Source organism: Rhodobacteraceae bacterium Araon29 (assembly GCA_039640505.1).
GTDB lineage: Bacteria > Pseudomonadota > Alphaproteobacteria > Rhodobacterales > Rhodobacteraceae > CABZJG01.
Map to the genome: position 1 here is coordinate 2,836,338 of CP046865.1, position 13,751 is coordinate 2,850,088.

The following is a 13,751-nucleotide window of genomic DNA, read 5'->3' on the forward strand; positions in this document are numbered from 1 at the left end:
TCCGCCCTCTATGGTTTTCGCTGGTTGCCACCACGTAGGGCTTTTTCCAACCGGTCCGCATAGGCGCTGCGCTCAACAGCGCTCAACCCAATTAGGTGATCAAGTAACATACTGCGCGCCTCTTGCATCCGCATTTCAGCGCGGCTTGAGTGACCTTGCATCACCTTTGCAAAGGCACCGCTATCAAAGGGATCAGCACGCAGCACAGCAATCGCCTGTTCAAATCCTTGGGCAATTTCAGCGCGTGAATTTTTAGTCTTGCCGCCAGCCGGCCGCATTTTACGCCCCAACTCGCGGCGATGCTTTTTGTCCAATGCCCGCAGATAGATCGATCCGCTGTCAAGGACTTTGGCCGCCGGGTGTGGACCGCCGCCTTGGAACCGCCAAGTTGCCCCAACCACAACGCCAAGGACCGCCATATTCAGCGCCAGTGAGATCACAAATATGACCTTCCATAGCCTCTGTGGCTTTTGGGTTTTGCTTTGCTCGGATTCCATCTTCAGCCCTCCAGATACGTTAGATCAAGTCCTGCAAACGGATCAAGAAAATCAATTTGATCAGTTTTCTGCATTGATATGAATTCTAAGGAACTTATTGATATATTTGTTGAAAATGCGCCAACCCAAATGCCCATGACCGCTGCAGCTGTTAGCCCAGCCAAGGATGGCATGCCGCCAATATCACGCCATAGCTGATGCCACCACGGCAGTACAAATGATTGTTTTACCGATTGTTGATGCAAGGCTGACTGCTGCTGCGATGCATCAACAATGCGCTCAACAAGCGCGGCAGACGGCGCTGGAACGGCCTGTCTAGCGGCGCCAAACAGATCGTCTAATTCGTCATCTGGATTTTGATCAGATTGTGTCATCTTGGTATCCTAACGCCGTTTTACGGTTTTGCAAAAGAGCCTTTAGTTTTTGTTTTCCCCGGGAAATCAAGCTTTCCACTGCTTCGACCGAAAGCTGCATTTCACTGGCGATTTCCGGGTTCGCCAAGCCGTCCAGATGGCGCATACTAACGGCTTGGCGCTGCCGGTCTGGTAAGTCATCTAGCGCCCTGTAAAGCGCGTCAACGCGGGTCTGATCCTGCAATCTGCGGCCTGCGCTTGGACTTGGGTCTGCCGGCTCTGGCAATTCATCAAGAGGAGCGGTGCGCATTTTCCGCAAACGGTCGGTACAGAGATTGGCCACAACCCGATAAAGCCAGGTGGTGACTTGTGCCTGATCCTGCTTCCAGTCCGGCGCAATTCGCCAAAGCCGCACAAAAGTTTCTTGAGTTACATCTTCGGCATCTGCCCGGTTGCGCAATATATGATAGGCTTGTGCAAAAACTTTTGCAGTCAACCGTTCGGTCAAAACACGCGCGGCCTCTTGGGTGCCATTAGCATAGGCCACCAAGAGTGCGTTGTCGCTAAGCGATGCGAGCTGATCAAAAGGCATAATTTACTGACCTGCGCCTAAAGCTACAAAAGTTTGCGAATGCTCTAAGGTTTATTTTTCTTTCGACCTTTATGCCCACGTTCTTTTACCGATGCAAACTCCTCGGCACTAATCATCCCATCACCGTCATTATCGAGATGCTTGAACATTCTATCAGTATTTGGCGCTTTGCGGGCAGCTTGCATTTCAACAAAGCTGAGCAGCCCATCGCCATCTTTATCAAGTTGTTCGATCATTTTGGCGTGACGTGATTTCGCCATCTCAGCCGCCCGCGCCATATGCATTTTGGTGATTTCCTCGGCTGAAAGGCTACCGTCTTTATTGGTGTCGATTTTGTTAAAATGGGCCTGTGCATGACCAGCGACTTCGTCGGGCGAAATCATTTGATCACCATTTATGTCCAGCTCTTCAAAACTTGGGAAACGATCCGGACGATCGCCAGCATGCTTGTCGGCCATAACAAAGGTTGTTGATCCAGCCAAAATCAAAGCTGTTAGGGTGAGGATAGGTATTTTTCGTTGCATTGTTTTTTCCTTATTCAGTTTCTTGCCAATTTTATTGTTTGGTAAACATAGAACGTGCCTTGGCGCATTTTCCGTCGAAAAAAATAGTGCTTTGATTACTTAGCATCGCGAACAAATTTATTGCGACAAGCAGCCACAAGGACTAACGCCCTGAATTGAACTAAAGCAGTAGCACGCTCTAAAAGGTTTAATTGGTCTATTAATGATGGAAACTCTCAACACAGTTGGTTCGCCTGAGGGTCAAAGGAATCTGTTATCCGCAGTTCTAAAAGGCTGGCGTAGAAAGTGTCCTAGCTGCGGTCGGGGCCAGCTTATGGATGGGTATCTTAAAATCCGGCATAGCTGCAGCAACTGCGGTGCTCAGCTCCACCATCATCGCGCCGACGATGGCCCAGCTTACCTTACAATTTTACTAGTCGGGCATATCATAATGCCGCTGCTGCACTACGCATTTATTAAATGGCGCCCAGATCCCTATACTATGCTCGCTATTTTTGGTGTTGGCTGTATTGTATTATCGCTCTATCTTTTGCCTAGACTAAAAGGTGTTGTTGTTGCCTTCCAATGGGCACGACATATGCATGGGTTTTCAACCGAGCAGCAATCCAATAGCGAACAGGGCAAAGATGACCGAAGATAAAACCACAATCAGAAATGCAGCAACCGTGATTGTCGTTCGCGACCGCGATCACACGCCGAAGGTTTTAATGGGTCAAAGGGGTTCAAAAGCTGCCTTTATGCCAAACAAGTTTGTTTTTCCGGGTGGCGCTGTGGATATTCAAGATGGCGCCATTGACCTAAAAGCATCCATCACTGAACCCTGTCGCTCGCGTTTGCAAAAAGATGCTGATCCCACGCTGTGCGACGCTCTTTGTGTTGCGGCTATTCGCGAGCTATTTGAAGAAACTGGTCAAATACTTGGCCAATCCGGTGTTTGGTCGGGCCAACCACCAGAGGATTGGAGCGCATTTGCCAAAAACGGCTATCTTCCAGATGCCAGCAGTCTTCAGTTTGTGTTTCGGGCCATAACCCCTCCGGGCAGGACACGCCGGTTTGATGCTAGATTTTTTATGATTGATGCAGATAAGTTGCAAACAGACCTTGATGATTTCACGGCAGCAAGCGATGAGTTGTCGCATTTGCAATGGATCGCGCTTGAGGACGTCCGCGCTTTTGATCTACCGTTCATTACCGAAGTCGTTTTGGCAGAAGTAACAGCCCGCATCAAAGATACGGCCCCGCCAAAGTCAGTTCCATTTTTTAGAAACGATGATGAAGAAAGTTTGTTTTTGCGTTTGCGCGGCCACAAGGAACCCTATGAAGATTAAGCGCGCAGCACCAAGATCACAATACTGACCACCAAAAATCCAATCCCACCAAGTTCGCGCCCAGTGATCTTTTCGCGAAAAAACAAGACGCTGGCTGCAAGGCTTAGAATAAGTTCAATTTGCCCAACCGCCTTGACATAGGCCGCATTTTGCAAAGTGAAGGCGGTAAACCAGCCCAGCGAGCCACCAAGGCTGGTCAAGCCAACCCATATGGCTGTTTTGCGCGCATTCCAAACCGCCATCAACTGGCCAGGTTCACGCAGATAGAGCCAAATGGTCATAACGGCCATCTGCAATGTAATCACCAACAATAATGTCACACTGGCCCGTAAAATCGCACTATCAAAGCCGACTTCTAAAGTGGCGCCTCGATAGAACACGGCTGAAATTGCAAACAAAGACCCGGATAATATGCCCAGCCCTGTGGCCCGACTGGCAAATCTTGAAAGCCCTGTGGCACCTCCAAGCGGTTGGTCAGACAATAAAAGAACACCGATTAACCCAATCAAAATGGCCACAAGACCAATCAATGATACACCTTCACCCAAAACGAGAATACCTACACAAACCGCTTGGATCACTTCGGTTTTTTTAAAGGTAATGCCAACGGCAAAATTGCGGGTTCGGAACAAAGCAACCACACAAACCGTTGCCAATATCTGGCTTAGGCCGCCGACAGCGGCATATCCCCAAAACGCCAGGGAAAGCTGTGGAGGGGCAAGATCATTGATCCAAAAATATCCGGCAACCGCAATCCAGAAAAGCGGCGCAGAATAACAAAACCTGGCATAGGTAGCGCCGGCGGTGGACAATTGCCCACTGCTAAGAACTTTTTGCAGCATGAACCGTACGGTTTGCAAAGAGGCCGCAATCAAAGAGGCTAAAATCCAAAGCTCCATACTTCCTCTAACTTTGTTTTCAGCGATTTGGCCAGAGTAAATAACACGCCTTAAAAGTTTTGATCGCCTTTAATAAATTTCATTTTGAAATTATGCGGATGTGCCAAAGCCTTGGAATAATTTGCGAGGCAACAATTTTCCAAACAGAAAACACTGTTTTTATAATTTGCGAGTCGCCTGCAATCGGTTTTTCCCAACTCGTGTGTCTTTCGGCAACTGCGCCCTTGAAACCCATATGAATTCTGCGGCATAGAACCTTTATGGCTAAGCTCTATTTTCAATACTCAACTATGAATGCCGGCAAGTCGACACTGCTTTTGCAGGCATCGCATAACTATCGCGAGCGCGGTATGAACACCTATTTGCTGACAGCTCAGTTCGATAATCGTGCAGGCGAAGGCCAGATTGGGTCAAGAATCGGCATTAGCCAAGATGCAGATACGTTTGCGCCGGGGCAAAACCTTTATGATGCGATAGAAACGCATCTGTCCAAAGCCGCCTGTGCTTGTGTTTTTATTGATGAGGCACAGTTTCTTGAAGAGACGCAGGTCTGGCAATTGGCCCGCGCCGTTGATGATTTGAATGTTCCCGTGATGTGTTACGGCCTAAGGGTGGATTTTCAGGGCAAGTTGTTTCCCGGTTCTGCTGCACTTTTGGCGCTGGCCGATGAAATGCGTGAAATTCGCACGATCTGCCATTGTGGTAAAAAAGCGACGATGGTGGTGCGGCAAAACGAAAAAGGCGAGGCCATGACCGAAGGCGAGCAAGTGCAAATTGGGGGAAATGAAACCTATGTCTCGCTCTGCCGCCGCCATTGGAGAGAAGCAACAGGCAACTAATTGTGGCTCAAAGCGGCCGCGCCGCTCAATGAAGGCGCGCACCCAATTCCACCGGTTTATCCGGCCCAATAAGCACAATACCGCCGTCTGGATCGGATAGGCCAAGAACCAGCACTTCGGACATGAATTTTCCGATCTGCCGAGGCGGAAAATTAACCACTGCCATCACCTGCTTGCCAATTAAATCCTTAGGCTGATAATGCGCCGTAATTTGGGCTGAGCTTTTCTTTTCGCCCAGTTCACCCCCGAAATCGACCCAAAGCTTGATCGCAGGTTTGCGCGCTTCTGGATAGGGTTCGGCTTTCATGATTTGGCCCATACGGATATCAACCTTAAGAAAATCATCAAAGCTTATCTCAGCCATTGGCAAGCTCCCGTGATCTGTCTGTAGCTGCTGCCACTGTGTTTTCCATCAATGGTCCAAGGCCACTGCCCTCATTCATGAGAACTTCAAGGCCCGCCTGCGTGGTGCCATTTGGGCTGGTCACATTGACCCGAAGTTGTTCAGGTGTTTCGTCAGAGGTTTCGGCCAATGCACCAGCGCCCGCAACAGTAGCTTTGGCCAATTGCATTGCCATTGCAGAGGATAACCCCTGCGCGCGGCCTGCTGCGGCCAGCGCATCAATCATATAAAATACATACGCAGGCCCCGATCCCGACACGCCTGTCACCGCATCAAGCTGGGCTTCTGCCTCGCACCTAACTGTTTGGCCAATGGCTTTTAACAACTGATCTGCAACCTGTAACTGACCCTCTGAGACGTGAGAATTTGCACTTATAGCAGTGATGCCCTTGCCAATTGCGGCCGGTGTGTTGGGCATTGCACGGATCACCGGTGTTTGCGTGCCTAGCATGCTTTCATAGGCTTTAATCGGCGTTCCAGCAGCAACAGACAGAATAACTGTTTCCGGTGCATCGCCAAAGGCCTCGATTTGCGGCAGGGCCTGCTCCATTAGCTGTGGTTTTACCGCCACCAAGATGATCGCAGGCTGGGGCGGCAAGCTTTGATTGACATGAACGCCCTGCTCTAACAGCCAGCCCGAAGGTTGCGGATCAATAACCCAAACTGCTTTTGGATCCAAACCATCACGCAGCCAACCGGCAAGCATTGCCGATCCCATTTTCCCGCATCCAAGCAGTACCAGACCCTGACGGGATATATCATCAAAATTCATAGTGTCCCCAATGTGATTGATCTTTTCACTTTGGGGCGATGTTACGCGCGTCCGTAAGCCTCTGCAATGGCGACCTGTAGCGCCTGCTTGGGGGATTGATCGCCGTAGACAACCAATTGCAGCGCCGGATAATAGCGCTCGGCAGAGCTGACGGCAGACGAAATCAATGTATCAATTTGTTCCGGGCTCGCAACCTGACCGCCGCTTAAAACCAACCCATACCGGTACACCATCAGGCTGTGATCCTGCCAGAAAGTGAATGCCCCAGTCCAGCATTGGTCATTGATTGAGTTTAAAACCTCAAACAAAGCGCCTTGTTTTTCCTTGGGAGGCTGCATTTCAAACGTACAGATTAGCCTTAAGGTTTCATCAAAGCCTGACCATGCCAATGTAATGGAATATGTTCGCCACTGACCTTCCACCGACATGGCAATTTGATCATCTGCAATCCGATCAAAATCCCATTCATGGTGTTCGGCAATATGCTCAACAATGTCGATAGGATGAATTTCTTCTTCGTAGAAGTGTTCTGTTAGTGCCATAGCGCCACCTCTTTATTTTATTAGCGTGGGGATATGGCAGCATCCCCAAGCGCTTGGTGCCTGCTCTACAGAGTGCGGTTGATGACCGCTACCCTTACTACATATGGTGATGCGCTTTGCTCTCCCTGTAAAGGGAAATCTTTGGTCTACACATAATAATCTGTGGATAGATCAGTTCTGGCTCTTGAATGAGGCCAAGCTGACACAAGGCCACCCAATGGTTCAGGCGGCCTAAGAGTGCAGTCAGGTTTTAGGAGATTTTTTGCCGGTTTTCGCCGGTTTCTCTAACGCATCTAGGCGCAATTTAAGGGCTTCGTTCTCTTCACGGGCCTTGCGTGCCATGGAATGCACTGCATCAAATTCTTCTCGGGTCACAAAATTTTGCTCAGCCAACCAGCGATCAATCAGCGATTTCATTGCATTTTCAGCTTCTTCTTTAGCCCCTTGGGCCACCCCCATCGCATTGGTCATCAGTTGCGACAAATCATCGAACATTTTATTTTTGGTCTGCATGAGACTCTCCAAAGTTGCTTTCTCTCTTATATGGTCACTCTATGGTCAGTCTCAAGGTTGACTTTTTTGTCAAACCAGATGAACAGAAGGGCAAAGGTAAATTATGATTTCATTTCCCAACATATCCCCCGAGATTTTCTCGATTACCATTCTTGGAATGGAATTGGCTTTGAGGTGGTATGCCTTGGCCTATATCATCGGACTTATACTGGGTTGGCGGATTGCAGTATTGGCCGCCAACAGGCCAGCGCTGTGGCGCGATAACCTTTCCCCGATTGAAGCGGTACAAGTCGAAGATCTGCTCACATGGGTGATAGTGGGCGTTATTTTGGGCGGTCGGCTTGGCTATGTTTTCTTTTATCAACCGCTCCATTTTCTCTATCATCCCTTGGAAATTGTGATGATTTGGCAAGGTGGCATGGCCTTCCATGGGGGATTAGCGGGCGTATGTGTCGCCGCATTCCTGTTCTTCCGGCGGAATTTGGTGCCATACGATTCTGGTGCTGACTTACTGGCACTGGCTGCGCCTGTCGGGCTTCTTTTGGGACGTGTGGCTAATTTTATAAACGCCGAACTGTGGGGACGGCCCACTGATGTTCCGTGGGGTGTTATTTTCCCAGGAGAAGCCGCTCAGGCCTGCGGCCAAATTGCCGGCCTTTGTGCACGCCATCCATCCCAGCTTTATGAAGCTGTCCTAGAGGGTTTACTTTTAGGCGGGCTGTTACTGTTTTTAGCGTTTAGAAAGAATGCTTTGAAAAAACCCGGCCTGATCACGGGCATTTTCTTTGCCGGCTATGGCATCGCGCGCAGTATTGTTGAACTGGTGCGTCAACCAGATGCCCAGTTCCAGTCGGCAGAAAACCCATTGGGCTATGTCTATGAAATTTCTGGTATGGGCATCACCATGGGGCAAATTTTGTCTCTGCCAATGATCGTAGCTGGACTGTTTTTAATTTCGCGCGCCCGTAGGCGCAGTATCTCATGACAGAGCTGACGAAAGTCTTACATCACCGCATTACTCAGAATGGCCCGATGTCGCTGGCTGAATTTATGGAAACCTGTCTGCTGCATCCTACGCATGGTTATTATACCCAGCAAAATGTCTTTGGCGTCAGCGGTGATTTTGTGACAGCCCCGGAAACCAGTCAGATGTTTGGAGAATTACTTGGCCTATGCCTTGCGCAAACCTGGCAGGACCAAGGCTGCCCCACGCCTTTTGTTCTGCTTGAACTTGGCCCCGGCCGCGGCACTTTGATGGCAGATATTTTGCGCGCGACCGCACGCATTGAGGGCTTTCACCAGTCCATGCATCTGCATTTATTTGAAGCCTCAAAAAAACTCATTGATCAGCAAAGAAAAAGCTTAAGGGGCTTTGATCCGGTTTGGCTTGACAGTTTGGCAAACTTGCCAAACCTGCCGCTGTTTTGCGTTGCAAATGAATTTTTCGACGCTCTGCCTCTACATCAATATCAGCGCAAGGGGGAAGGCTGGCATGAACGTCAGATCGGCTTAACCGATGGTAAGCTGTCGATCGGATTGAATAAAAACCCAAGCGTCACGCCGCAACTTACAGCCCGAATTGAAGACACGGCAGAGGGCGATATTGTGGAAATCAACCCACAAACCCGAGCTATAGCGACCCAAATCGGCAGCCACATAGAGACCTACAAAGGCGCTGCTTTAATAATCGATTACGGGGATTGGCGCTCGCTTGGGGATACGGTTCAAGCGGTAAAAGATCATCAGTATAGCGATCTTCTTGCAGCCCCGGGCGAGGCCGATCTGACTGCACATGTTGATTTTGAAGCGATCATGAACGCCGCCTCTTGTTCTGCTTCGCGGCTCACACCGCAGGGGGTTTTGCTTGAACGGCTTGGCATTACGCCGCGCGCTCAGGCGTTGGCCAAAAAGCTAAGCGGCCCAGCACTTGAGCAACACATTGCTGCGCATAGACGCTTGACGCATCCAGATGAAATGGGAAAAGTGTTCAAAGCCCTTGCACTCTTTCCAAAGGCTTCCCCACCGCCGCCGGGATTTCAAACATGACACTTGAACGGATCACATCACAGCTTTTACAGCCATTATCGCACGGGTTTTACACCCGATTGGGCGGCGCCTCTTCTGGCATTTTTGCCGGTCTTAATTGTGGCCTGTCATCTTCTGATCAAGCTGAAATCGTTTCAATAAACAGAGCTCGTGTGGCCGAACACATGGGCATAAAATCGCAAAATCTTGTCACCGTTCATCAAATACATTCTGCCGAAGCACTGATAATTGATGCAGCAATACGGCCGGCCACTTCGGCGGATGCATTAGTGACCGCAACCCCACAGCTTGCTCTTGGCATACTTACTGCAGATTGCCAGCCAGTGCTGTTCGCCGATCCTAAAGCCGGCGTCATCGGTGCGGCGCACGCAGGTTGGCGCGGGGCTTTGGACGGTATTCTGGAAGCAACCTTAGAGGCAATGGAACGCCTCGGTGCGGACCGCAACAGCATCAGCGCAGTGATCGGCCCCTGCATAAGCCAAGCCGCCTATGAAGTGGGGCAAGAGTTTTTTGAACGATTTGCAGATCATGACCCAAACGCCTTGCAGTATTTTATAAACAGTCAATCCGTTGGGAAATACCTGTTTGATTTGCCCGGATATGGCCTAAACCGTTTGCGCACGGCTGGTGTTAAAACCGCCACATGGACGCATCATTGCACCTATGCAGATGCACGGCGGTTCTATTCCTATCGCCGCACAACACATAAAGGCCAAGCTGATTATGGCCGGATGATTGCCACTATTAAATTAGGGGATTGAACGGCCTTAGGGCTGCATTGCCAAACGCTCTTCAAGCACTTCAAAAGGCACGCCAGGGTCTTCTTTGGCTGCGCGGATCACAAGGGATGTTTTGACGCTTCCCACATTTGGAGCAGTCAGCAATTCACCCGTTAAAAAAGACTGAAAGCTACTTAAATCCGGCGCCACGCATTTCAGCATAAAATCAACCTCGCCATTGAGCATATGACATTCACGTACCAACGGCCAGGTCACGCAGCGCTCTTCGAATTCGCGCAAATCAACCTCGGCCTGACTTTGCAGACCGACCATCGCAAAAACCTGAACCTCAAAGCCAAGTTGCCGGCTGTTAACCTCAGCGTGATAGCCGCGAATGAACCCAAGCTCTTCTAGCCCGCGCACCCGCCGCAAACACGGAGGCGCCGAAATCCCGACGCGGCGCGCCAGTTCAACATTTGTCATGCGCCCATTGGCCTGCAATTCTGCTAAAATCAGCCGGTCAATAGAGTCTAAACGGGTTAAAGGCATCACAAAGCTCCGCTAATTTTCCGTTTCTTACAGCAATTGGGGGGGCTTGCGCAATATTATTTCAATTTTCCGCAATATTATTCGCAGCAGTGGGCCTGTGGCTTTGCCTGAAAGATAATTGGCTCTAAGGGGTTTTACAGCTGCTCTTAGGGCGATATATGCCTATGGAACGTCCGAAAATGAATAGGTAGATGATGTCTGATACCCGCCATACCAAAGTTTTAATCATCGGCTCTGGCCCAACCGGATACACCGCCGGGGTTTATGCCAGCCGTGCGATGCTAGCGCCCATTTTGGTGCAGGGTATTGAACCGGGTGGGCAGCTGACCACCACCACCGAGGTTGAAAACTGGCCCGGAGATACCGAAGTGCAAGGCCCTGATCTCATGGTCCGGATGGAAGCCCACGCCAAAGCCATGGGCACGGAAATTATTGGCGACATCATTAGCGATCTAGACCTGAGCCAGCGGCCCTTTACAGCCAAGGGTGATAGCGGCACAACCTATACCGCCGATGCAGTGATCCTTGCCACCGGCGCACGTGCCAAATGGCTTGGCCTTCAGTCCGAAGAAAAGTTCAAAGGATTTGGCGTTTCTGCCTGTGCCACCTGCGATGGTTTCTTTTACCGCGGCCAAGAAATCGTTGTCATCGGCGGTGGTAATACAGCCGTAGAAGAAGCGCTGTTTCTGACCAATTTTGCAAGCAAGGTTACGCTGATCCACCGCCGCGATGAGCTGCGGGCAGAAAAGGTTTTACAAAACCGTTTGCTAAAGCATCCCAAAATTGAACCGCTCTGGTTTCACGAATTGGATGAAGTGGTGGGCACTGATGCCCCGCTTGGTGTCGAGGCCGTGCGTGCAAAGCACACAAAAACCGGTGAGATTACGGAAATCTCATGCAAAGGGGTTTTCGTAGCGATCGGCCATGCACCAGCCAATGAACTGGTAAAAGATGTGCTCGAAACCCATAGCGGCGGCTATGTTAAGGTCGAAGCGGGCAGCACCCGCACCTCTATTCCGGGGGTGTTTGCCGCCGGTGATTTAACCGACCATATCTACCGCCAAGCTGTAACCAGCGCAGGTATGGGGTGTATGGCAGCGCTGGATGCGGAAAAATTCATCGCCGAGCAAGAGTAGCACAAGCGCCTGCTTCACGGGGATTAAAGCAGCAGCTCGCCGCTCATCAGCACATGGCCTGATCCAGCAACTTCTACCCCGGTGATCGCGTTGGCGGGGCCAAGAACCTTAACATTTGCCTGCCCGGGCCGACCCATCCAATGACCCTGTTCGGCGATAATTGATGGCTGCTTGATCAATCCGTGATGCCACAGATAGGCGGCCATGGCGCCAGTGGCTGATCCGGTAAAAGAATCTTCAGCCGGGTTGGGCGGCAACATCAAGAGCCGCGAAAAAGTATCTGCCTCATCACTGATGCCTTGCAACGACACCCAAAACGGCTCCATCCAATCGGTTGAATTATATTGTTGCTTTGCAATTTCAATAGCTTGTGGATTTGCATGTAGTTTACGCAGGATGCTGTGATCTTTTACTACAGATATACAAAACGGTATCCCAGTCGAAACAATTTGTGGCGGCGAGATGATATCAGCCGGTTCAATACTGCCGCAATCTGCTATGGTTTCTGGATCAAGAATTGGCCCAAATTCAGGCGCTATTTGTGTCATAAGAATTCTGGGCCGGCCCTGTTCATGTTCAATACGGATAGGAATAATTCCAGCGCCAGTCTCTACGGTCAGACGGTCATTGGTTATCTTTTCTCGATGAAGCAATGAAATGACGGTTGCAACCGTCGGGTGCCCTGCGAAAGGAATTTCACCGCTGGCCAGAAAATATCTGACTTTGACATCTGCTTTGGTCGAGTGTTCCACGAAAGTACATTCTGACAATGATGTTTCGCGGACAAACTTAATGCAAATTTCACCGCTCAGATCGCCAGCGTCGTGAACAACTGCACATCCATTTCCAGCAAAAGCTTCGCTGGCGAACGCATCCACCCAGTCTGTTTGATATCTCATTTATCACATCCCTCTTAGATTAAACACTTATCAATAATATAAGATTAATCTAGCGAACAGGGATCAATTTCACCAGCCTGTGTTGGTATGCAATTAATGAACCGTGACCGGGGATAGATCATTTTGCCGGGCCAGCATAAAGGCCATTTGACGGTCTTTTACCACTGCCAGTCTTTCGCCGTCGGATTTATGCACCGCATACAGGGTTTCGCCATCTTCAATCTGATCCCGAATTTCACCGGGTAAATCCTCGGCTGCCACAGGCCGGACATAAACAATCCTGTCCGTGTTATCGGTATTTTTAAAAGCCTCTACATCCATTGCTCTAGCCTTTTTTTATCTTGATTGTCTGCACCACAGTATCGGGCACCGTTTGAGTAAGATCCACATGCAGCAGCCCATTTTCTAGGATTGCCTCGCCTACATCAACACCTTCGGCCAAAACAAACGACCGTTGAAATTGTCGGGCAGCGATCCCACGGTGTAAAAACATCCGCTCAGCGCCATCCTCTATTTGTCGGCCACGCACCACCAATTGATGATCTTCCACGGTGATGGATAAATCCGCTTCGCTAAAGCCCGCAACAGCCAGTGATATGCGATACGACCGATCCGAGGTTTGCTCAATGTTAAAGGGGGGATATCCTTCGCTTCCGGATTTTGCTGTCCGTTCCAGCAAACGCTCTAATTGTTCGAACCCTAGCATATGAGGATAAGAAGCAAGCGTAAGTTTTGTCATCGAAACGTCCTTTACAAAAGCGACAGTCCTAAACATGTGGCCCCTAAACGGCGACCGTGTTTGAGATATGGGGCTAAAGGTGACGCAACTCAAGGGCTTTGCAGCAAAAATTCTTTTGGCTACACTATTCCTTTAACGACTCAATGGGCCGGCTATGACCGCATCTTCCGACAGTTCAATGAAAAATGAAGAGGTCCTGCGGATAGAACTTGAAGTCTTTCGCCGTGAGCACCGTGATCTTGACGACGCGATTGCAGCATTAAGTGAAAAAGGCACCAGCGATCAATTGACACTGCAGCGTTTAAAAAAGCGCAAATTGCAGTTGAAAGATAAAATTGCCCAAATAGAAGACCGTTTGACACCAGACATTATTGCCTAGCCGCTCACAATCGCTATAGTGC

At 49.9% G+C, this 13,751-nt stretch carries 21 protein-coding genes; 8 read left to right on the forward strand and 13 right to left on the reverse strand.

Translation table 11 applies throughout. The features are described 5' to 3' along the window. Positions 1–8 precede the first annotated feature (8 nt). Genes GN278_13620 through GN278_13635 form a run of 4 tightly spaced genes read right to left on the reverse strand, consistent with a single transcriptional unit; the run spans position 9 to position 1,966 of the window. A complete protein-coding gene (locus GN278_13620; protein ID XAT61700.1) occupies positions 9–497 on the reverse strand; it encodes a periplasmic heavy metal sensor in 489 nt (162 codons plus the stop codon). A 2-nt stretch (positions 498–499) separates the two neighbouring features. Further along, positions 500–871: a hypothetical protein gene (locus GN278_13625; protein ID XAT61701.1), complete on the reverse strand. Its 372-nt coding sequence runs from the start codon at positions 869–871 to the stop codon at positions 500–502. Then, positions 858–1,442: a sigma-70 family RNA polymerase sigma factor gene (locus GN278_13630; GenBank protein XAT61702.1), complete on the reverse strand. Its 585-nt coding sequence runs from the start codon at positions 1,440–1,442 to the stop codon at positions 858–860. Before GN278_13630 ends, GN278_13625 begins: the two co-directional genes overlap by 14 nt. A 44-nt stretch (positions 1,443–1,486) precedes the next feature. Beyond that, positions 1,487–1,966: a hypothetical protein gene (locus tag GN278_13635; protein ID XAT62676.1), complete on the reverse strand. Its 480-nt coding sequence runs from the start codon at positions 1,964–1,966 to the stop codon at positions 1,487–1,489. 202 nt (positions 1,967–2,168) lie between these two features. On the opposite strand from GN278_13635, the gene GN278_13640 reads away from it, so the two are divergent. Next, on the forward strand, positions 2,169–2,606 hold the full coding sequence (locus GN278_13640; protein XAT61703.1) for a DUF983 domain-containing protein: 438 nt from the start codon (positions 2,169–2,171) through the stop codon (positions 2,604–2,606). Continuing rightward, positions 2,593–3,294, forward strand: coding sequence for a DNA mismatch repair protein MutT (locus tag GN278_13645; protein XAT61704.1), 702 nt, complete (start codon positions 2,593–2,595; stop codon positions 3,292–3,294). Before GN278_13640 ends, GN278_13645 begins: the two co-directional genes overlap by 14 nt. Here GN278_13645 and GN278_13650 read toward each other — a convergent pair. Beyond that, entirely contained in the window at positions 3,291–4,193 is a 903-nt protein-coding gene (locus tag GN278_13650) for an EamA/RhaT family transporter (protein ID XAT61705.1), read from the reverse strand. The genes GN278_13645 and GN278_13650 overlap by 4 nt on opposite strands. Positions 4,194–4,453: 260 nt before the next feature. On the opposite strand from GN278_13650, the gene GN278_13655 reads away from it, so the two are divergent. Then, positions 4,454–5,032 (forward strand): thymidine kinase, encoded by a 579-nt coding sequence (locus tag GN278_13655; GenBank protein ID XAT61706.1) that lies wholly within the window; start codon positions 4,454–4,456, stop codon positions 5,030–5,032. 25 nt (positions 5,033–5,057) lie between these two features. Here the strand turns inward: GN278_13655 and GN278_13660 are convergent, their stop codons facing one another. From GN278_13660 to GN278_13675, 4 genes are all read right to left on the reverse strand, one after another. After that, positions 5,058–5,396, reverse strand: coding sequence for a tRNA-binding protein (locus tag GN278_13660; protein XAT61707.1), 339 nt, complete (start codon positions 5,394–5,396; stop codon positions 5,058–5,060). Beyond that, entirely contained in the window at positions 5,389–6,207 is an 819-nt protein-coding gene (locus tag GN278_13665; GenBank protein ID XAT61708.1) for a pyrroline-5-carboxylate reductase, read from the reverse strand. Before GN278_13665 ends, GN278_13660 begins: the two co-directional genes overlap by 8 nt. Before the next feature lie 41 nt (positions 6,208–6,248). Further along, positions 6,249–6,749: a diacylglyceryl transferase gene (locus tag GN278_13670; GenBank protein XAT61709.1), complete on the reverse strand. Its 501-nt coding sequence runs from the start codon at positions 6,747–6,749 to the stop codon at positions 6,249–6,251. Between the two features lie 243 nt (positions 6,750–6,992). Beyond that, on the reverse strand, positions 6,993–7,262 hold the full coding sequence (locus tag GN278_13675) for an accessory factor UbiK family protein (protein ID XAT61710.1): 270 nt from the start codon (positions 7,260–7,262) through the stop codon (positions 6,993–6,995). A gap of 103 nt (positions 7,263–7,365) precedes the next feature. Between GN278_13675 and GN278_13680 the strand changes: the two genes are divergently transcribed. The 3 genes from GN278_13680 to pgeF are packed head-to-tail and all read left to right on the forward strand — an operon-like array spanning position 7,366 to position 10,069. Then, a complete protein-coding gene (locus GN278_13680; GenBank protein XAT61711.1) occupies positions 7,366–8,247 on the forward strand; it encodes a prolipoprotein diacylglyceryl transferase in 882 nt (293 codons plus the stop codon). Continuing rightward, positions 8,244–9,308 carry a class I SAM-dependent methyltransferase gene (locus GN278_13685; GenBank protein ID XAT61712.1) on the forward strand — a complete coding sequence of 355 codons (1,065 nt, stop codon included), beginning with the start codon at positions 8,244–8,246 and terminating at the stop codon, positions 9,306–9,308. The genes GN278_13680 and GN278_13685 overlap by 4 nt, the downstream gene beginning before the upstream one ends. Further along, on the forward strand, positions 9,305–10,069 hold the full coding sequence (gene pgeF, locus GN278_13690; protein XAT61713.1) for a peptidoglycan editing factor PgeF: 765 nt from the start codon (positions 9,305–9,307) through the stop codon (positions 10,067–10,069). Before GN278_13685 ends, pgeF begins: the two co-directional genes overlap by 4 nt. A gap of 6 nt (positions 10,070–10,075) precedes the next feature. Here pgeF and GN278_13695 read toward each other — a convergent pair whose 3' ends face one another. Further along, the gene (locus GN278_13695; protein ID XAT61714.1) at positions 10,076–10,576 is read right to left on the reverse strand and encodes a winged helix-turn-helix transcriptional regulator; all 501 of its coding nucleotides are present in this window, start codon (positions 10,574–10,576) and stop codon (positions 10,076–10,078) included. A 194-nt stretch (positions 10,577–10,770) separates the two neighbouring features. Here GN278_13695 and trxB point away from each other — a divergent pair, with 194 nt between their 5' ends. Continuing rightward, positions 10,771–11,712, forward strand: a complete 942-nt coding sequence (trxB, locus tag GN278_13700) for a thioredoxin-disulfide reductase (protein ID XAT62677.1) — start codon at positions 10,771–10,773, stop codon at positions 11,710–11,712. 23 nt (positions 11,713–11,735) lie between these two features. Here the strand turns inward: trxB and GN278_13705 are convergent, their stop codons facing one another. The 3 genes from GN278_13705 to GN278_13715 form a co-directional block, all read right to left on the reverse strand. Then, positions 11,736–12,611: a PhzF family phenazine biosynthesis isomerase gene (locus GN278_13705; GenBank protein XAT61715.1), complete on the reverse strand. Its 876-nt coding sequence runs from the start codon at positions 12,609–12,611 to the stop codon at positions 11,736–11,738. Between the two features lie 93 nt (positions 12,612–12,704). Beyond that, positions 12,705–12,932: a DUF1150 family protein gene (locus tag GN278_13710; protein ID XAT61716.1), complete on the reverse strand. Its 228-nt coding sequence runs from the start codon at positions 12,930–12,932 to the stop codon at positions 12,705–12,707. Between the two features lie 4 nt (positions 12,933–12,936). After that, on the reverse strand, positions 12,937–13,350 hold the full coding sequence (locus tag GN278_13715) for an Hsp20 family protein (GenBank protein XAT61717.1): 414 nt from the start codon (positions 13,348–13,350) through the stop codon (positions 12,937–12,939). A 154-nt stretch (positions 13,351–13,504) separates the two neighbouring features. On the opposite strand from GN278_13715, the gene GN278_13720 reads away from it, so the two are divergent. Beyond that, positions 13,505–13,729, forward strand: a complete 225-nt coding sequence (locus GN278_13720) for a DUF465 domain-containing protein (GenBank protein XAT61718.1) — start codon at positions 13,505–13,507, stop codon at positions 13,727–13,729. The last annotated feature ends 22 nt before the right edge of the window (positions 13,730–13,751 follow it).

Bases quoted from the DNA above. Each gene is read 5' to 3' on its own strand.
- GN278_13710 (XAT61716.1), bottom strand. From the start codon at position 12,932: ATGGATGTAGAGGCTTTTAAAAATACCGATAACACGGACAGGATTGTT.
- GN278_13660 (XAT61707.1), bottom strand. From the start codon at position 5,396: ATGGCTGAGATAAGCTTTGATGATTTTCTTAAGGTTGATATCCGTATG.
- GN278_13620 (XAT61700.1), bottom strand. From the start codon at position 497: ATGGAATCCGAGCAAAGCAAAACCCAAAAGCCACAGAGGCTATGGAAG.
- GN278_13655 (XAT61706.1), top strand. From the start codon at position 4,454: ATGGCTAAGCTCTATTTTCAATACTCAACTATGAATGCCGGCAAGTCG.
- GN278_13635 (XAT62676.1), bottom strand. From the start codon at position 1,966: ATGCAACGAAAAATACCTATCCTCACCCTAACAGCTTTGATTTTGGCT.
- GN278_13705 (XAT61715.1), bottom strand. From the start codon at position 12,611: ATGAGATATCAAACAGACTGGGTGGATGCGTTCGCCAGCGAAGCTTTT.
- GN278_13720 (XAT61718.1), top strand. From the start codon at position 13,505: ATGACCGCATCTTCCGACAGTTCAATGAAAAATGAAGAGGTCCTGCGG.
- GN278_13695 (XAT61714.1), bottom strand. From the start codon at position 10,576: ATGCCTTTAACCCGTTTAGACTCTATTGACCGGCTGATTTTAGCAGAA.
- GN278_13665 (XAT61708.1), bottom strand. From the start codon at position 6,207: ATGAATTTTGATGATATATCCCGTCAGGGTCTGGTACTGCTTGGATGC.
- GN278_13645 (XAT61704.1), top strand. From the start codon at position 2,593: ATGACCGAAGATAAAACCACAATCAGAAATGCAGCAACCGTGATTGTC.
- GN278_13670 (XAT61709.1), bottom strand. From the start codon at position 6,749: ATGGCACTAACAGAACACTTCTACGAAGAAGAAATTCATCCTATCGAC.
- GN278_13650 (XAT61705.1), bottom strand. From the start codon at position 4,193: ATGGAGCTTTGGATTTTAGCCTCTTTGATTGCGGCCTCTTTGCAAACC.
- GN278_13625 (XAT61701.1), bottom strand. From the start codon at position 871: ATGACACAATCTGATCAAAATCCAGATGACGAATTAGACGATCTGTTT.
- GN278_13715 (XAT61717.1), bottom strand. From the start codon at position 13,350: ATGACAAAACTTACGCTTGCTTCTTATCCTCATATGCTAGGGTTCGAA.
- GN278_13685 (XAT61712.1), top strand. From the start codon at position 8,244: ATGACAGAGCTGACGAAAGTCTTACATCACCGCATTACTCAGAATGGC.
- trxB (XAT62677.1), top strand. From the start codon at position 10,771: ATGTCTGATACCCGCCATACCAAAGTTTTAATCATCGGCTCTGGCCCA.
- GN278_13640 (XAT61703.1), top strand. From the start codon at position 2,169: ATGATGGAAACTCTCAACACAGTTGGTTCGCCTGAGGGTCAAAGGAAT.
- GN278_13675 (XAT61710.1), bottom strand. From the start codon at position 7,262: ATGCAGACCAAAAATAAAATGTTCGATGATTTGTCGCAACTGATGACC.
- pgeF (XAT61713.1), top strand. From the start codon at position 9,305: ATGACACTTGAACGGATCACATCACAGCTTTTACAGCCATTATCGCAC.
- GN278_13630 (XAT61702.1), bottom strand. From the start codon at position 1,442: ATGCCTTTTGATCAGCTCGCATCGCTTAGCGACAACGCACTCTTGGTG.
- GN278_13680 (XAT61711.1), top strand. From the start codon at position 7,366: ATGATTTCATTTCCCAACATATCCCCCGAGATTTTCTCGATTACCATT.